At 68.0% G+C, this 14,741-nt stretch carries 16 protein-coding genes; all 16 read right to left on the bottom strand.

All coding sequences use genetic code 11. From position 1 onward, the window contains the following. Nucleotides 1-47: 47 nt before the first annotated feature. The gene (gene ureG, locus BDI24065_RS24780) at nucleotides 48-695 is read right to left on the bottom strand and encodes an urease accessory protein UreG (protein WP_175033484.1); all 648 of its coding nucleotides are present in this window, start codon (nucleotides 693-695) and stop codon (nucleotides 48-50) included. 17 nt (nucleotides 696-712) lie between these two features. Next, nucleotides 713-1,393: an urease accessory protein UreF gene (locus tag BDI24065_RS24785; protein ID WP_175033485.1), complete on the bottom strand. Its 681-nt coding sequence runs from the start codon at nucleotides 1,391-1,393 to the stop codon at nucleotides 713-715. Continuing rightward, the gene (gene ureE, locus BDI24065_RS24790) at nucleotides 1,380-1,979 is read right to left on the bottom strand and encodes an urease accessory protein UreE (protein WP_175033486.1); all 600 of its coding nucleotides are present in this window, start codon (nucleotides 1,977-1,979) and stop codon (nucleotides 1,380-1,382) included. The genes BDI24065_RS24785 and ureE overlap by 14 nt, the downstream gene beginning before the upstream one ends. A gap of 22 nt (nucleotides 1,980-2,001) precedes the next feature. Further along, nucleotides 2,002-3,708 (bottom strand): urease subunit alpha, encoded by a 1,707-nt coding sequence (gene ureC / locus BDI24065_RS24795; RefSeq protein ID WP_175033487.1) that lies wholly within the window; start codon nucleotides 3,706-3,708, stop codon nucleotides 2,002-2,004. 29 nt (nucleotides 3,709-3,737) lie between these two features. Further along, a complete protein-coding gene (locus tag BDI24065_RS24800) occupies nucleotides 3,738-4,043 on the bottom strand; it encodes an urease subunit beta (RefSeq protein WP_046545089.1) in 306 nt (101 codons plus the stop codon). A 7-nt stretch (nucleotides 4,044-4,050) separates the two neighbouring features. Further along, nucleotides 4,051-4,353 carry an urease subunit gamma gene (gene ureA, locus BDI24065_RS24805; protein ID WP_006406310.1) on the bottom strand — a complete coding sequence of 101 codons (303 nt, stop codon included), beginning with the start codon at nucleotides 4,351-4,353 and terminating at the stop codon, nucleotides 4,051-4,053. 236 nt (nucleotides 4,354-4,589) lie between these two features. Further along, complete coding sequence (locus BDI24065_RS24810; protein ID WP_175033488.1) at nucleotides 4,590-5,465, bottom strand: urease accessory protein UreD; 876 nt, start codon at nucleotides 5,463-5,465, stop codon at nucleotides 4,590-4,592. A 197-nt stretch (nucleotides 5,466-5,662) separates the two neighbouring features. Further along, nucleotides 5,663-6,355, bottom strand: a complete 693-nt coding sequence (gene urtE, locus BDI24065_RS24815) for an urea ABC transporter ATP-binding subunit UrtE (protein WP_175033489.1) — start codon at nucleotides 6,353-6,355, stop codon at nucleotides 5,663-5,665. A 4-nt stretch (nucleotides 6,356-6,359) separates the two neighbouring features. Next, on the bottom strand, nucleotides 6,360-7,217 hold the full coding sequence (gene urtD / locus BDI24065_RS24820) for an urea ABC transporter ATP-binding protein UrtD (protein ID WP_175033490.1): 858 nt from the start codon (nucleotides 7,215-7,217) through the stop codon (nucleotides 6,360-6,362). After that, nucleotides 7,214-8,401, bottom strand: coding sequence for an urea ABC transporter permease subunit UrtC (urtC, locus tag BDI24065_RS24825; RefSeq protein ID WP_175033491.1), 1,188 nt, complete (start codon nucleotides 8,399-8,401; stop codon nucleotides 7,214-7,216). Before urtC ends, urtD begins: the two co-directional genes overlap by 4 nt. Nucleotide 8,402: 1 nt before the next feature. Beyond that, nucleotides 8,403-10,022 (bottom strand): urea ABC transporter permease subunit UrtB, encoded by a 1,620-nt coding sequence (gene urtB, locus BDI24065_RS24830; protein WP_175033492.1) that lies wholly within the window; start codon nucleotides 10,020-10,022, stop codon nucleotides 8,403-8,405. Nucleotides 10,023-10,130: 108 nt separating this feature from the next. Then, on the bottom strand, nucleotides 10,131-11,438 hold the full coding sequence (urtA, locus tag BDI24065_RS24835; RefSeq protein WP_046545094.1) for an urea ABC transporter substrate-binding protein: 1,308 nt from the start codon (nucleotides 11,436-11,438) through the stop codon (nucleotides 10,131-10,133). Between the two features lie 452 nt (nucleotides 11,439-11,890). After that, nucleotides 11,891-12,214, bottom strand: coding sequence for a rhodanese-like domain-containing protein (locus tag BDI24065_RS24840; protein WP_011351193.1), 324 nt, complete (start codon nucleotides 12,212-12,214; stop codon nucleotides 11,891-11,893). 14 nt (nucleotides 12,215-12,228) lie between these two features. Further along, nucleotides 12,229-12,885, bottom strand: coding sequence for a protein-L-isoaspartate O-methyltransferase family protein (locus BDI24065_RS24845; RefSeq protein ID WP_175033493.1), 657 nt, complete (start codon nucleotides 12,883-12,885; stop codon nucleotides 12,229-12,231). Nucleotides 12,886-12,989: 104 nt separating this feature from the next. Beyond that, entirely contained in the window at nucleotides 12,990-13,247 is a 258-nt protein-coding gene (locus BDI24065_RS24850) for a hypothetical protein (protein WP_006488573.1), read from the bottom strand. A 79-nt stretch (nucleotides 13,248-13,326) separates the two neighbouring features. Continuing rightward, nucleotides 13,327-14,718, bottom strand: coding sequence for an oxygen-independent coproporphyrinogen III oxidase (gene hemN / locus BDI24065_RS24855; RefSeq protein ID WP_175033494.1), 1,392 nt, complete (start codon nucleotides 14,716-14,718; stop codon nucleotides 13,327-13,329). Nucleotides 14,719-14,741: the final 23 nt, after the last annotated feature.

Below are 14,741 nucleotides of genomic sequence, written 5' to 3' on the forward strand. Positions count from 1 at the left end.
GCCGCCGGGAGCACGCGTGGCGGCATCGTGTGGTGCCGCCGCGCCGCTCAGACCGTCAGCAAACCCTTCTTCTCGATGAACGCGATCACGTCCGCGACGCCTTCGAGCGCCTTCAGGTTCGTCATCACGTAAGGCCGCTCGCCGCGCATCTTCTTCGTGTCGGACGCCATCACGTCGAGGTTCGCACCGACCAGCGGCGCGAGATCCGTCTTGTTGATCACGAGCAGGTCGGACTTCGTGATGCCGGGGCCGCCTTTGCGCGGAATCTTCTCGCCGCCCGCGACGTCGATCACGTAGATCGTCAGGTCCGACAGCTCGGGGCTGAAGGTCGCCGCGAGATTGTCGCCGCCCGATTCGATGAACACGATGTCGGCATCGGGGAAGCGCGACAGCATCCGGTCGACGGCCTCGAGGTTGATCGACGCATCCTCGCGGATCGCCGTGTGCGGGCAGCCGCCCGTCTCGACGCCCATGATGCGTTCCTCGGGCAGCGCGCCCGCGACCGTCAGCAGCCGCTGGTCTTCCTTCGTATAGATGTCGTTGGTGATCGCGACGAGGTCGTACCGGTCGCGCATCGCCTTGCACAGCATCTCGAGTAGCGTGGTCTTGCCGGAGCCGACAGGGCCGCCGATGCCGACGCGCAGCGGCGGCAGTTTCTTCGTGCGGCGGGCGAGGGAGGAAGCAGGTGCGTTCATGGCGGATGGTGTCGGGTTCAGGAGCGGAACAACCGCGAATACTGGGTTTCGTGCCGCGCGGACAGGATGCCGAGCTGCGGCGCGAACGTGTTGACGGCGTCGGGCGGCGTCGCGAGCGCGCGGCGCACGGCCGCGTCGATCGCGCCGCGGAGCGCGACGATGATGCGTTGCCCGGCGAGCTGGCCGAGCGGCACGGCCTTCAGCGCGGCGGACGTCTGGTTCTCGACCCAGCCGAATGCGTACGCGGCGAGCACGGCGTCGGCGCTCGCGTCGTGCGCGGCTGCTGCGTACGCGAACGCAGTCGGCAGCGCGATCGGTGAAATCGATGCGAGCGTCGCGCGGCGCGCGGCATCGCCCCATTCGAGCGACGCGCAAAGTTGCGCGAGCGACCAGCCCATCTGTTCGGTCTCGCGGCGCAGTTCCGCCGATTCGCGGCTCGCGATGAACCACGCATTCTCGGCGACGAGCGCCGGCGCGTCGTGCGCGTGCCAGCGCGCGAGCTGGTGCGCGAGGAACGGCAGCTCGCCGTGCGTGAGCACGTCGGTCAGGCCGCTCGCGATCCAGTCGCGCGCGGTATCCGCGTCGTGAATCAGGTTCGCGTCGAGCGCCGCTTCGAGCCCCTGCGAATAGCTGAACGCGCCGATCGGCAGCGCCGGCGACGCAAGGTGCAGCAGTGCGACGAGTTCAGTGGTGGTCATGGCCGTGGCCGTGCGCGCAACCGGGACCATGCTGGTGGTCGTGGTCGTGGTCGTGCGAATGCGAGTGGCCGTGATGCTCGCCGAACACCTGCTGCGCGAGCGCGTAATCCTCGGCGAACGTCGCGTCGTGCCCGTGCTTGTGGCCGCCGCCGTACGCGCCGGCTTCCGGCTGGAACGGTGCAAGGGTCTCCTCGACCTGCGTGCCGAGCCGGCGCAGCATGTCCGCGAGCACCGGGTCGGCTTCGAGCTTCAGGTAGCCGTCGCCGATCTCGACCGGCGTGTGGCGGTTGCCGAGGTGGTACGCGGCGCGCATCAGCGTGAGCGGATCGGCCGCGCGCACGCGCAGCACGGTCTCGGGTGCCGCGGCAATGCGCACGAGTGCGCCGTCGTCGGCGACGAGCACGTCGCCGTCGCGCAGGATCGTGCCGCGCGGCAGCAGGACCGCGACGTCCTCGCCGGTGTCGAGCGTCGCCGCGAGGCGGCTCTTGCAGCGGGCGTCGTAGGCGAGCGTGAGCGTCGGTGCGCGCGCGACCAGCGACGCGGCGAGTTTCACGTTCGGGGCAATGCGTTTGTCGAGAGTGCGCATGAATCGAAAACCGGCAATCAGGTCAGAACAGGAAATAGCGCTGCGCCATCGGCAGCACCGTGGCCGGCTCGCAGGTGAGCAACTGGCCGTCGGCGATCACGTCGTAGGTTTCGGGGTCGACGCTGATCGACGGGCGCCACGCGTTGTGGATCATGTCGGCCTTCGTCACGTTGCGGCAGTTGCGCACCGGCACGATCCGCTTCGCGAGCCCGTAGCGTTCCGCGATGCCCGCATCGGCGGCCATCTGTGACACGAAGGTCAGCGACGTGCGCGCGAGCGCGCCGCCGCGGGTGGCGAACATCTCGCGATAGTGGACCGGCTGCGGCGTGGGGATCGACGCGTTCGGGTCGCCCATCTGCGCCATCGCGATCATCCCGCCCTTCAGGATCATCGACGGCTTGATCCCGAAGAATGCCGGTTCCCACAGCACGAGGTCGGCCCACTTGCCCGGCTCGATCGAGCCGACTTCGTGCGCGATGCCGTGCGTGAGCGCCGGGTTGATCGTGTATTTCGCGACGTAGCGCTTCGCGCGGAAGTTGTCGTTGCGCACGCTGTCCTCGGGCAGCGCGCCGCGCTGCACCTTCATCTTGTGCGCGGTTTGCCAGGTGCGGATGATCACTTCGCCGACGCGGCCCATCGCCTGCGAATCGGATGACAGCATCGACAGCGCGCCGAGATCGTGCAGGATGTCCTCCGCCGCGATCGTCTCGCGGCGGATCCGCGATTCGGCGAACGCGAGATCCTCGGCGATCGACGGATCGAGGTGATGGCACACCATCAGCATGTCGAGATGCTCGTCGAGCGTGTTGATCGTGTACGGGCGGGTCGGGTTGGTCGACGACGGCAGCACGTTCGACTCGCCGCACACCTTCAGGATGTCGGGCGCATGGCCGCCGCCCGCGCCTTCGGTGTGGTACGTGTGGATCGTGCGGCCCTTGAACGCGGCGACCGTCGATTCGACGAAGCCGCCTTCGTTCAGCGTGTCGGTATGGATCGCGACCTGCGTGTCGGTATCGTCGGCGACGGAAAGACAGTTGTCGATCGCCGCGGGCGTCGTGCCCCAGTCTTCGTGCAGCTTCAGCCCGATCGCGCCGGCCGCGATCTGCTCGACGAGCGGCTGCGGCAGGCTCGCATTGCCCTTGCCGAGAAAGCCGAGGTTGATCGGCCAGCCGTCGGCAGCCTGCAGCATCCGCTCCATGTGCCACGGGCCCGGCGTGCAGGTCGTCGCGTTGGTGCCGGTGGCCGGCCCCGTGCCGCCGCCGAGCATCGTCGTGACGCCCGATGCGAGCGCCTCGTCGATCTGCTGCGGGCTGATGAAGTGGATGTGCGTGTCGATACCGCCGGCCGTGACGATCAGCCCTTCGCCGGCGATCACTTCGGTCGCGGCGCCGATCGCGATCGTCACGCCCGGCTGGATGTCCGGGTTGCCGGCCTTGCCGATCGCGGCGATGCGGCCGTGCTTGATCGCGATGTCGGCCTTCACGATGCCCCAGTGATCGAGGATCACCGCGTTCGTGATGATCGTGTCGGGCACGTCGGCGGCCACGCGCTGCGACTGGCCCATCCCGTCGCGGATCACTTTCCCGCCGCCGAATTTCACTTCCTCGCCATAGGTCGTGAAGTCGCGTTCGATTTCGATCAGCAGCTCGGTATCGGCGAGCCGGACGCGGTCGCCCGTCGTCGGCCCGAACATTTCCGCGTACGCGCGGCGGCTCAAGCGTAGTGTCATGTTGCTGTTCCTGAAGAGTGGGGCGCGGCTTACAGCGGCCCCATCACCTTGCCCTGAAAACCGTAGACGGCGCGATCGCCCGCGAGCGCGACCAGCTCGACGGTGCGCGTCTGGCCCGGCTCGAAGCGCACGGCGGTGCCGGCCGCGATGTTCAGGCGAAAGCCGCGTGCGGCCGCACGATCGAACGACAATGCGTCGTTGACTTCGAAGAAGTGGTAGTGCGAGCCGACCTGCACCGGGCGGTCGCCGGTGTTCGCGACGACGAGCGTCAGCGTCGCGCGGCCCGCGTTCAGTTCGTGTTCGCCGTCGTCGGTGAGGATTTCGCCGGGGATCATGCGGGCCTCACGGAATCGGGTGATGGACGGTCACGAGCTTCGTGCCGTCGGGGAAGGTCGCCTCGACCTGGATGTCGGGAATCATCTCCGGCACGCCGTCCATCACGTCGTCGCGCGTGAGCAGCGTCGTGCCGTAATGCATCACTTCGGCGACCGTCTTGCCGTCGCGCGCGGCTTCCATCAGCGCGGCGGTGATGAAGGCGACCGCCTCCGGATAGTTGAGCTTCAGGCCGCGTGCGCGACGGCGCTCGGCCAGCAGCGCCGCCGTGAAGATCAGCAGCTTGTCCTTCTCGCGGGGAGTCAGTTTCATGAAGGCAAACGTTCAGGAAAACGTAATTTTTATCGGTGCGCGTACAACCGTGCGAACGCGCGGGTCATCGTAGCACCGCGCTGTTTTGCGTGCGTCGTGTATCGGTTATGTAAGGAGCAAGGGGCGTGCCATGTGCATGGAGCGCCGTGCGATGCGCGCTCGTGGTGCGCGATGCATGGGCAGCGTGCAGCGCCCGCCGCGACGTTGCGCCGAAACGGTGCGTGGCGTGACGGCGCTCAGGTTTGCCAGAGGCGCAACGGCCGTGCGTCGACGCCGTGCACGATCGGCCGCAAATGCAGCCAGCAGTCGGTGAAGTGGCGTTGCAGCGCTTCCATCGACGTCGACAGCGCACGGACCAGCACGACGCCCGGCGTCACGCAGGTCGCGCCCGCGCGCAGCGTGGCATCGAACTGCATCCGCGCGGCGAGCGATTCGGCGAGCGCGGCGTCGCACGCGGCGCCGGCGGCCCACAGCGTGCCGTACGCGGGAAAGCCGGCGAGACCCTGCAGCGCACCGCGCAGCGGGTCGTGCGCATCGAGCAGCGCGCGTTCGGTCCACAGCGGCCGGCCGTCGGCATCGACGAGTGCCGAGGTCGACGCGATGCGGCCCGCCGACCAGGTTTCGCCGGCCGCCTGCCGGCCGAGCTGCGACGCGTCCCAGCCGATCGCACTGGCGCCTGCGCCGAGCTTGACCGTGAAGTCGAGCGACGCGTGCGCCGCGTCGAAGAACAGGTTGTTCTGCGGCAGCCAGTCGAGCTTCGCGTGTTCGCCGACCGTGATGCCGATGCGCTGCGTCGCGTCCATCCCGTTCGACTTGTACCACTTGGTCGCGCCGGGCGTCGTCAGCACCGCGTGCGTGCCGTCGCCGAGCGCGATGTCGATGTCGAGCCGGTCGCCGCCCGCGACGCCGCCCGGCGGATGGACGATCACCGCGTGGCAGATCGCGTCGCCTTCCGGATACAACGGCCGCTGCACGCGCAGCGGGCCGTCGTGCAGCCGGTGCGCGAGCGTCGTGCGCGCGCCGTGCCGCTCGAAGCCGAGTTCGAGACGGCCGCGCCACGACTTGGCGACGGCGGGGCGGGACAGCGGGGCGTGGGAATCGGGGGCGGACATCGGCGGGAAGCAGGGGACGGGCGCGGGGAACGAGGATGCTACCGCAACAATATACGCTTCGGTGCCCGCGTTGCAGGACGCGGCAACGCCGGTCTCGCGCCGTGCCGCACATCGCCGGCGTGCGCCTGACATGCGCGATTCGGCGACGCTCCGGATCGATAGCCGGAAGCGACGCCGCCCCGGGGCCACCTCTCCCGCTATACCGCGATCAGCTCGCGCACGCCGTTCGCTTCCATGTCCTGCGCGTCGCCGCCCGCGACGATCTCGCCGCGGCTCATCACCCAGTAGCGGTCGGCGATCGATTGGGCGAAGTCGTAATACTGCTCGACGAGCAGCACGGTCATCCTCGATTCGTCGACGAGCTGGCGCAGCGTGCGGCCGATGTCCTGGATGATCGACGGCTGGATGCCTTCGGTCGGCTCGTCGAGGATCAGCAGCTGCGGCTCGCTCATCAGCGCGCGGCCGATCGCGAGCTGCTGCTGCTGGCCGCCCGACAGGTCGCCGCCGCGCCGCGCACGCATGTCCTTCAACACCGGGAACAGGTCATAGATGCGGTCGGGCACTTTCGAAGGTGCCTTGCGGCTCGCGGCGCCGACGAGCAGGTTTTCCTCGACGGTGAGTCGCGGAAAGATATCGCGGCCCTGCGGCACGTACGCGAGCCCGGCCGCGACGCGCGCATAGGGCGGCATCGCGCCGAGCGCCGTGCCGCGCCACGACACGCTGCCGCTCTTTGCCGCGACGACACCCATCAGGCAGCGCAGCAACGTGCTCTTGCCGACGCCGTTGCGGCCGAGCAGCACGGTGAGCTTGCCGTCGTCGGCGGCGAGGCTCACGTTGCGCAGGATATGGCTGCCGCCGTAGTACTGGTTCAGTGCATCGATCTTCAGCATCGCATCATCGTCCAAGATAAGACTCGATCACCGCGTCGTCGCGCTTGACCTGGTCGAGCGTGCCTTGCGCGAGCACCGCGCCTTCGGCCATCACCGTCACGCGGCCCGTGTCGCCTGCGAGCGCCGCGACGAATTCCATGTCGTGTTCGACGACCATCATCGAGCAGGTGCCGCGCAACGTGTTCAGCAGTTCGGCGAGTTCCATCGTCTCGTGATCGGTCATCCCGGCCGCCGGCTCGTCGAGCAGCAGCAGCGCGGGGCGCTGCATCAGCAGCATGCCGATCTCGAGCCGCTGCTTCTGCCCGTGCGACAGCTCGCCGGCCGCGCGGAAGGCGTGGCTTTCGAGGCCGATCAGCGCGAGGGTCTCCTCGATCTTCGCCTGCGCGGCACGGTCGAGCCGCGCGCGCAGCGATGCGAGCCAGCCCTTGTCGGTCTGCATTGCCAGCTCGAGGTTCTCCCACACCGGATGCTGTTCGAACACCGTCGGCTTCTGGAACTTGCGGCCGATGCCCGCGCGCGCGATCTCGGGCTCGCTCATCCGCGCGAGGTCGAGCGTCTGGCCGAGAAACACCTTGCCCGCGTCGGGACGCGTCTTGCCGGTGATCACGTCCATCATCGTGGTCTTGCCCGCACCGTTCGGGCCGATCACGCAGCGCAGCTCGCCCGCGTCGATCGCGAGCGACAGCTTCTTCAGCGCGCGGAAGCCGTCGAAGCTCACCTCGATATCCTCGAGATAGAGGATCGTGCCGTGCGACGTGTCGATGCCGGGCGGCATCACGCGCCCCATCGATGCGGTGCCGCTGACGACCAGCCCTTCGTCCTCGGGCGGCGGCGTGAATTGGTAGAGGGCCGTTCCGTTCATGCGCGTTTCCCCTTCGCGAGCACGGTTTCGACGAGGCCCATGATCCCGCGCGGCAGCAGCAGCGGCACGAGCACGAAGATCAGGCCGAGGAAGAACAGCCAGTATTCGGCGAAGTACGCGGTAAAGAAGCTCTTCGCCCCGTTCACCGCGAACGCGCCGACGATCGGCCCGATCAGCGTGCCGCGCCCGCCCACCGCGACCCAGATCGCCATCTCGATCGAGTTGCCGGGCGACATCTCGCCGGGGTTGATGATGCCGACCTGCGGCACGTACAGCGCGCCCGCGATGCCGCACAGCACGGCCGACACGGTCCACACGAACAGCTTGTACGCGAGCGGGCTGTAGCCGAGGAACATCAGCCGCGTCTCGCCGTCGCGCACCGCGGTGACGACGCGCCCGAGCTTGCTCGTGACGATCGCACGCGCGGCGATGAACGCGAGCACCAGCGTCGCGAACGTCAGCAGCAACAGCACCGTGCGCGTGCCGGGCGACGTGATCGCGAAACCGGCGATGCGCTTGAAGTCGGTGAAGCCGTTGTTGCCGCCGAAGCCCGTCTCGTTGCGATAGAACAGCAGCATCGCGGCGAACGTCAATGCCTGCGTGATGATCGACAGGTACACGCCCTTCACGCGCGAGCGGAACGTGAAGAAGCCGAATACCCACGCAAGCACGGCCGGCACGAGCACGACGAGCGCGAGCGCCCACGCGAGATGCTGCGTGCCGCTCCAGTACCACGGCAGCTGGTGCCAGTCGAGAAACACCATGAAGTCGGGCAGGTCGCTGCCGTACTTGCCGTCGCGGCCGATCTCGCGCATCAGGTACATGCCGATCGCGTAGCCGCCGAGCGCGAAGAACAGCCCGTGGCCGAGGCTCAGGATCCCGCAGTAGCCCCAGACGAGATCGAGCGCGAGCGCGGCGATCGCATAGCACATCAGCTTGCCGGTGAGCGTCATCGCGTACGCGGACAGGTGGAACGCGCTCGATTCGGGCGCGACGAGCGCGGCGAGCGGTACGCCAATGCCGATCGCGATGCACAGCGCGATCAGCGCGAGCCACGCGCGCCGCGACAGCAGCGCGGGGCGGGGCGGCAGGCCGAGCGCGAAGCGCTCTTCCGCGCGTGCGGCGGCAGCCGCCTTCGGCGCATCGGCGGCCGGGTTCGACAACGAGTGGGTGAATGAAGTCACGTCAAGCCTCCGCACTGCGGCCCTTCGGGGCGAACATGCCCTGCGGACGTTTCTGGATGAACAGCACGATCATTACGAGCACCGCGATCTTCGCGAGCACGGCGCCCCAGAACGGCTCGATCGCCTTGCTCGCGAGGCCGAGCCCGAAGCCGCCGAGCACGGTGCCGGCGATCTGCCCGACCCCGCCGAGCACGACCGCCATGAACGAATCGATGATGTAGTTCTGGCCGAGATCGGGGCCCACGTTACCGATCTGCGACAGCGCGCAGCCGCCGAGGCCCGCGATGCCCGCGCCGAACGCGAACGCATACGCATCGACGCGGGCGGTCTTCACGCCGACGCACGCGGCCATCCGGCGGTTCTGCGTGACGGCGCGCACGAACAGGCCGAGCCGCGTCTTCGTCAGCACGGCCCACGCGACAAACACCACCGCGAGCGCGAAGGCGAGGATCGCGAGCCGGTTGTACGGCAGGATCAGGTTCTGCATCACGGTCACGCCGCCGCTCATCCACGACGGGTTCACGACCTGCACGTTCTGCGCGCCGAACAGCATCCGCGTCGCCTGGATCAGGATCAGGCTCACGCCGAAGGTCGCGAGCAGCGTTTCGAGCGGGCGGCCGTACAGGTGTCGCAGCACGAGCCGTTCGAGCACGATGCCGACGAGCGCGGCCGTCGCGAACGACACCGGTACCGCGACGAGCGGATACCAGTCGAACGCGCCGGGCGCGTAGCGCTGGATCAGCGTCTGCACGACATAGGTTGCGTACGCACCGATCATCAGGAACTCGCCGTGCGCCATGTTGATCACGCCGATCAGCCCGTATGTAATCGCGAGGCCGAGTGCGGCGAGCAGCAGCACGCTGCCGAGCGACACGCCGGCGAACAGCGTGCCGGCAATCTCGCCGCGGCGCTGCAATGCGTGCAGCGCATCGAGACCTTGCTGCGCGGCGTCGCGCACGCGGGCGTCGGGCTCCGCGTAGCTGCCGTCGGCGTTCTTCGCGACGAGCGGGCGCAACTGCTCGATCATGTCGAGGTCCTGCCGCGCGGCCACCACCTGCACGGCGTCGAGGCGCTTCGCCGGATCGGCGTCGTGCAGCGCGGCGATCGCCCACAGTGCGTCCAGGCGGCGCTTCAGCGCGGGATCGGTTTCCTTTGCACGCGCGCGGTCGATCATCGGCTTGAGCGCTGGGTCGGGCGATTTCAGCAATGCATCGATCGCGTCGCGGCGCGCGGCAACGTCGGGCGACGCGAGCGCGAGCCCCGACAGCGCGCCCGCGATCTTCGTGCGCAGCAGGTTGTTCAGCATCACCGGCTGCGCGTCGCCTGCCGGCGTCGCGGCCTGCGAGAGCGCGTCGTGCGCGGTGTCGCCGGTCTGGATCAGCAGGTGGCCGTCACCGGTCGCGAGTGCGTCGCCGGTCGACAGTGCATTGAGCAGCGCGACGGCGCGCGGATCGGGATCGGCGGCGAGCCGTTCGATCGCGGCCGTCTTCGCGTCGAAGTCGTCGCCGGCGAGCGCGGCGGTATCGGTGGCCGTCAGCGCGAACGCGGCGCGCGGCAGCCCGCCCGCGAGGGCGGCGCACGCGACGATCGCGACGGCGGCTCGGCGAAAGCGTGTAGGCATCGGGAAATCCTGTCGGGCGTGGGGAAGCGGATGCAGGTGGCGATGCGCGTGCATCGGCACCTGCAAGCGAGCGGGGCATCGCGCCGGTGCGCGACGCCCCGCGTCACGTCAGGCCAGCGCCGCGCGCTGCCGGCGCAGGAAGGCCGGGATCGACGTGACGATGTCCGGCTTGCCCTGGTTGCCCGCGATGAACGGGCTCCACGGCTGCGCGCGCACCGCGGTCTTGGTCTTCCACACGACGTTGAACTGCCCGTCGCCGCGAATTTCGCCGATCATCACCGGCTTGTGCAGGTGATGGTTGCCGTCCATCGCGAGCGTGAAGCCCGACGGCGCGGCGACGGTCTGGCCGATCATCGCGACGCGCACCTTGTCGACGTCGGTGCTCTTCGCCTTCTCGACGGCCTGCTTCCACATGTGGATGCCGACGTAGGTTGCTTCCATCGGGTCGTTGGTCACGCGCTTCGCGCCGCCCGGCAGGTTGTTCGCCTTCACCCACGCGGCGAACTGGTCCTTGAACTTCGTGTTGGTCGGGTTCTTCACCGACATGAAGTAATTCCACGCGGCGAGGTGACCGACGAGCGGCTTCGTATCGATCCCGCGCAGCTCTTCTTCGCCCACCGAGAACGCGACGACCGGCACGTCGGTTGCCTTGATCCCCTGGTTGCCGAGCTCCTTGTAGAACGGCACGTTCGAGTCGCCGTTGATCGTCGAGATCACGGTCGTCTTGCCGCCTTGCGAGAAGTTCTTGATGTTCGCGACGATGGTCTGGTAGTCGCTGTGGCCGAACGGTGTGTAGACCTCCTGAATGTCGGCGTCCTTCACGCCCTTCGATTTCAGGAACGCGCGCAGGATCTTGTTGGTCGTGCGCGGATACACGTAGTCGGTGCCGAGCAGGAAGAAGCGCTTCGCGCCGCCGCCTTCCGCGCTCATCAGGTACTCGACGGCCGGGATCGCCTGCTGGTTCGGCGCTGCCCCTGTGTAGAACACGTTGCGCGACATTTCCTCGCCTTCATACTGCACCGGGTAGTAGAGCAGCCCGTTCAGTTCCTCGAACACCGGCAGCACCGACTTGCGCGACACCGACGTCCAGCAGCCGAACACGCAGGCGACCTTGTCCTGCGTGAGCAGCTGGCGAGCCTTCTCGGCGAACAGCGGCCAGTTCGACGCGGGATCGACCACCACGGGCTCGAGCTTGCGGCCCATCACGCCGCCGCTCTTGTTGATGTCGGCGATCGTCATCAGCGCGGTGTCCTTCAGCGACGTCTCCGAGATCGCCATCGTGCCCGACAGCGAGTGCAGGATGCCGACCTTGATCGGGCCGGTGCCCGCATCGGCCGCGTGTACGAACGGGCTCTTGCCCGCGAGCGCGAGTGCGCCGGCCATCGAACCGAACTTCAACAGACTGCGACGTTTCATCGGGATCCCCTTGTCGTGTTGGAAATGCGTGCGCCGTGAAGGCGTCGGCCAACGGGTAACGCAAGGCATGTGCCAGTCGTGCGGATGCACGTCCGGCGTGCCTGCGCGGGGCGGTGCGGGGCGTCGGGACGGTGCGCATGACGCGTCGTGCAGCATGCGCGGTCCGTCGCGGTGCAGGCTCACGGGCGCAAATGGTGCACGGTCGGGGTGCCCCGTTCAGGTGCCCGCACCTGCACGCGGTACGGGAACCGTCGTGCACCACGACTTCACACCGCGCAAGCAGGGCACGGGCGCAGCACGGTGCAGCCGTCGGTCAGCGACGACGACGCTGAAGTGATTGACCGGAGCGGAAAAGAGAAACGGGCACGCGATGCGTGCCCGTTCGGGGAATCAGTGCGGCCGGCGGCAGTGTGCCGATCGGCGAGGCGGTGCGCGATGCGCCACCGGCAGGATCAGTAACGCGGTACGGACGGATCGACGTCGCGCGACCACGCGTCGATCCCGCCTTGCAGGTTGTACAGCTTCGTGAAGCCGCGCGATTCGAGGAACATCGCGACCTGTGCGCTGCGCATCCCGTGATGGCACACGCAGACGATTTCCGCTTCGTCGTCGAGCTCTTCGCTGCGTGCGGGAATCTGCTGCATCGGGATCGACACGCTGCCGGCGATGTGCGCGGTCGCGATTTCCCACGGTTCGCGCACGTCGAGCACGACCGGCGCGGGGCGCGCCTTGTCGCCGAGCCATTCCGCGAGCATCGCGGCCGTCAGGATCTGCATGGTGGCTCCGCTGCTCAGAACTTGAAGCGCGACGGCTCGATCGCGTTGACGAGGTGGTCGATGTAGGTTTCGAACACGTCGGCGACGCGGTACTGCTTGTCGTCGATGCGCGTGATGATCTGCGCCTTCATCACCGGACGGCCGCCGACGAATGCCGCGAGGCGGCCGCCGACCTTCAGTTGTTCGAGCATTTCCTGCGGCACGACGGGCAGGCCGCCCGCGACGCAGATCACGTCATACGGCGCCTTGCCGGCCCAGCCGCGCGAACCGTCGCCGAGGACGACTTCCGCGTTGGTCACGCCGTCGTTGCGCAGGTTGTCTTCCGCGAACTTCGCGTTGGTCGGATCGATCTCGACGGCCGTCACGTGCTGTGCGCGGTGCGCGAACAGTGCGGCCAGGTAACCCGAGCCGGCGCCGACGATGAGCACGTTCTCGTGCTTCTTGACCGTCAGCTCCTGCAGCACGCGCGCTTCGACGCGCGGGAACAGCATCTTGCTGTTGCCGCCGGGCAGCGGCAGTTCGAGGTCGACGAACGCGAGATCGCGGTATTCGGCCGGAACGTAGTTTTCACGCTTGACGATCGACAGCAGGCCCAGGACGTCGAGATCCAGCACGTCCCACGGCCGGATCTGTTGTTCGATCATGTTGAAACGCGCGTTTTCGATATTCATGGTGTGGTCACGCAGCCTGGTCGGCCATCAGCGGGGATAGAGAAACTTCGTGATTGTACCAAACGGGGCGGCCGCGAAGCCTTCAGGCGGCCTGCAACAGACCTTTACCCCTTGCTCTTCTTGATCTGCGCCTCGAACGCGAGGTCGAGCTTGCTCGCCTTGCGCGGTTTTTTGGGGCCGAATTCGTCGACGAACTTGACGAACTCGTCGAGCGGCAGCGGCTCGCAGCGCTTCTCGGCGGTGCCGCCGGAGCGGTCGACGAGATAGAACAGGCCGCCCGCCATCGCGACGGCCGCGAATTGCGGGTTGCCGGAGCGGGTCTTCAGGCGTTCGACCGCGTGGGTCGCTTTGGTGGTGCGCATCGTGCGGATTCTGGCGGAGCGTAAGCCCCACACTGTATCAAACCGGCCGCCCGTGTGCGGCCGGCCGGGCACGCCGGGCTCAGACCGTGCGCGAGTAGCGCTGCTGCGGCGTCTGGCCGAGATACGCGTCGAACGCCATCGCGATGTTGCGCACGACCATCCGGCCGGCCGGATGGATCGTCAGTCGGTCGGCCGCGATCGTCAGCAGCCCGTCGCGCTCGAACGGGCGCAGCGCGTCGAGTTCGCGCGCGAAATGGTCGGCGAAGCGGATGCCGTGCGCGGCCTCGACATGCGAGAACGGCAGGTCGAGGTTGCACATCAGTTGCGTGATCACGTCGCGGCGCAGCCGGTCGTCGGGCGTGAGCCGCACGCCGCGCGCGATCGGCAGCCGGCCCGCGTCGAGCGCGGCGCCGTAGGCGGGCAGGTCTTTCGCGTTCTGCGCGTAGACGTCGCCGACCTTGCCGATCGACGACACGCCGAATCCGACGAGATCGGTATCCGCGCGCGTGCTGTAGCCCTGGAAATTGCGTTGCAGCGTGCCGTTCTGCTGCGCACGCACGAGCTCGTCGGACGGCCGCGCGAAGTGGTCCATCCCGATGTACACGTAGCCGGCCGACGTCAGCATGTCGATCGCGAGGCCGAGCAGCGCGATGCGCGTTTCCGGCGGCGGCAGCGCCGCGTCGTCGATCTGACGCTGCATCTTGAACAGGTGTGGCATGTGCGCGTAGCCGAACACCGACAGCCGGTCGGGCGCGAGTTCGATGATCGTTTCCAGCGTGCGCGCGAAGACGGAGACGGTCTGGTGCGGCAGCCCGTAGATCAGGTCGACGCTCACCGAATGAAAGCCCGTCGTGCGTGCGGCCGAGAGCAGGTCGGCCGTCATCGCAAGCGGCTGGATGCGGTTGATCGCCTGCTGCACGACCGGGTCGAAATCCTGCACGCCGAGGCTCAGCCGGTTGAAGCCGATGGTGCGCAGGTGGACGAGCGTCGCGGGCGTGACCGTGCGCGGGTCGATCTCGATCGAGAATTCGGCGTCGGCATCCGGCGCGAGCGCGAAGTGCTCGCGGGTGGCCGCCATCAGCTCGGCCGTTTCGTCGTCGGACAGGAAGGTGGGCGTGCCGCCGCCCCAGTGCAACTGCGTGACCGGGCGCGCGGGATCGAACAGCGTGGCTTGCAGTGCCATCTCGCGCTTGAGTTGATCGAGATACGGGCGCGCGCGGCGGTGGTTGTTGGTCGCGATCTTGTTGCAGCCGCAGTAGAAGCACGCGGTGTTGCAGAACGGGATGTGGAAGTACAGCGACAGTTCGCTCGACGACGCGCCGGGGTCGCTTGCCGCGCGCACATAGTCGGCCGGGTCGAAATCGTCGCGGAACTGCAGCGCGGTGGGGTACGACGTATAGCGCGGCCCGTTCGCGCCGTATTTCGCGAGCAAATCGGGACGGAACAGTGTGTCGGCAGAACCGGAACGCATGACAACCTCGCGCTTTTTAGATG

This window comes from Burkholderia lata, from assembly GCF_902499025.1.
Lineage (GTDB): Bacteria > Pseudomonadota > Gammaproteobacteria > Burkholderiales > Burkholderiaceae > Burkholderia > Burkholderia lata_C.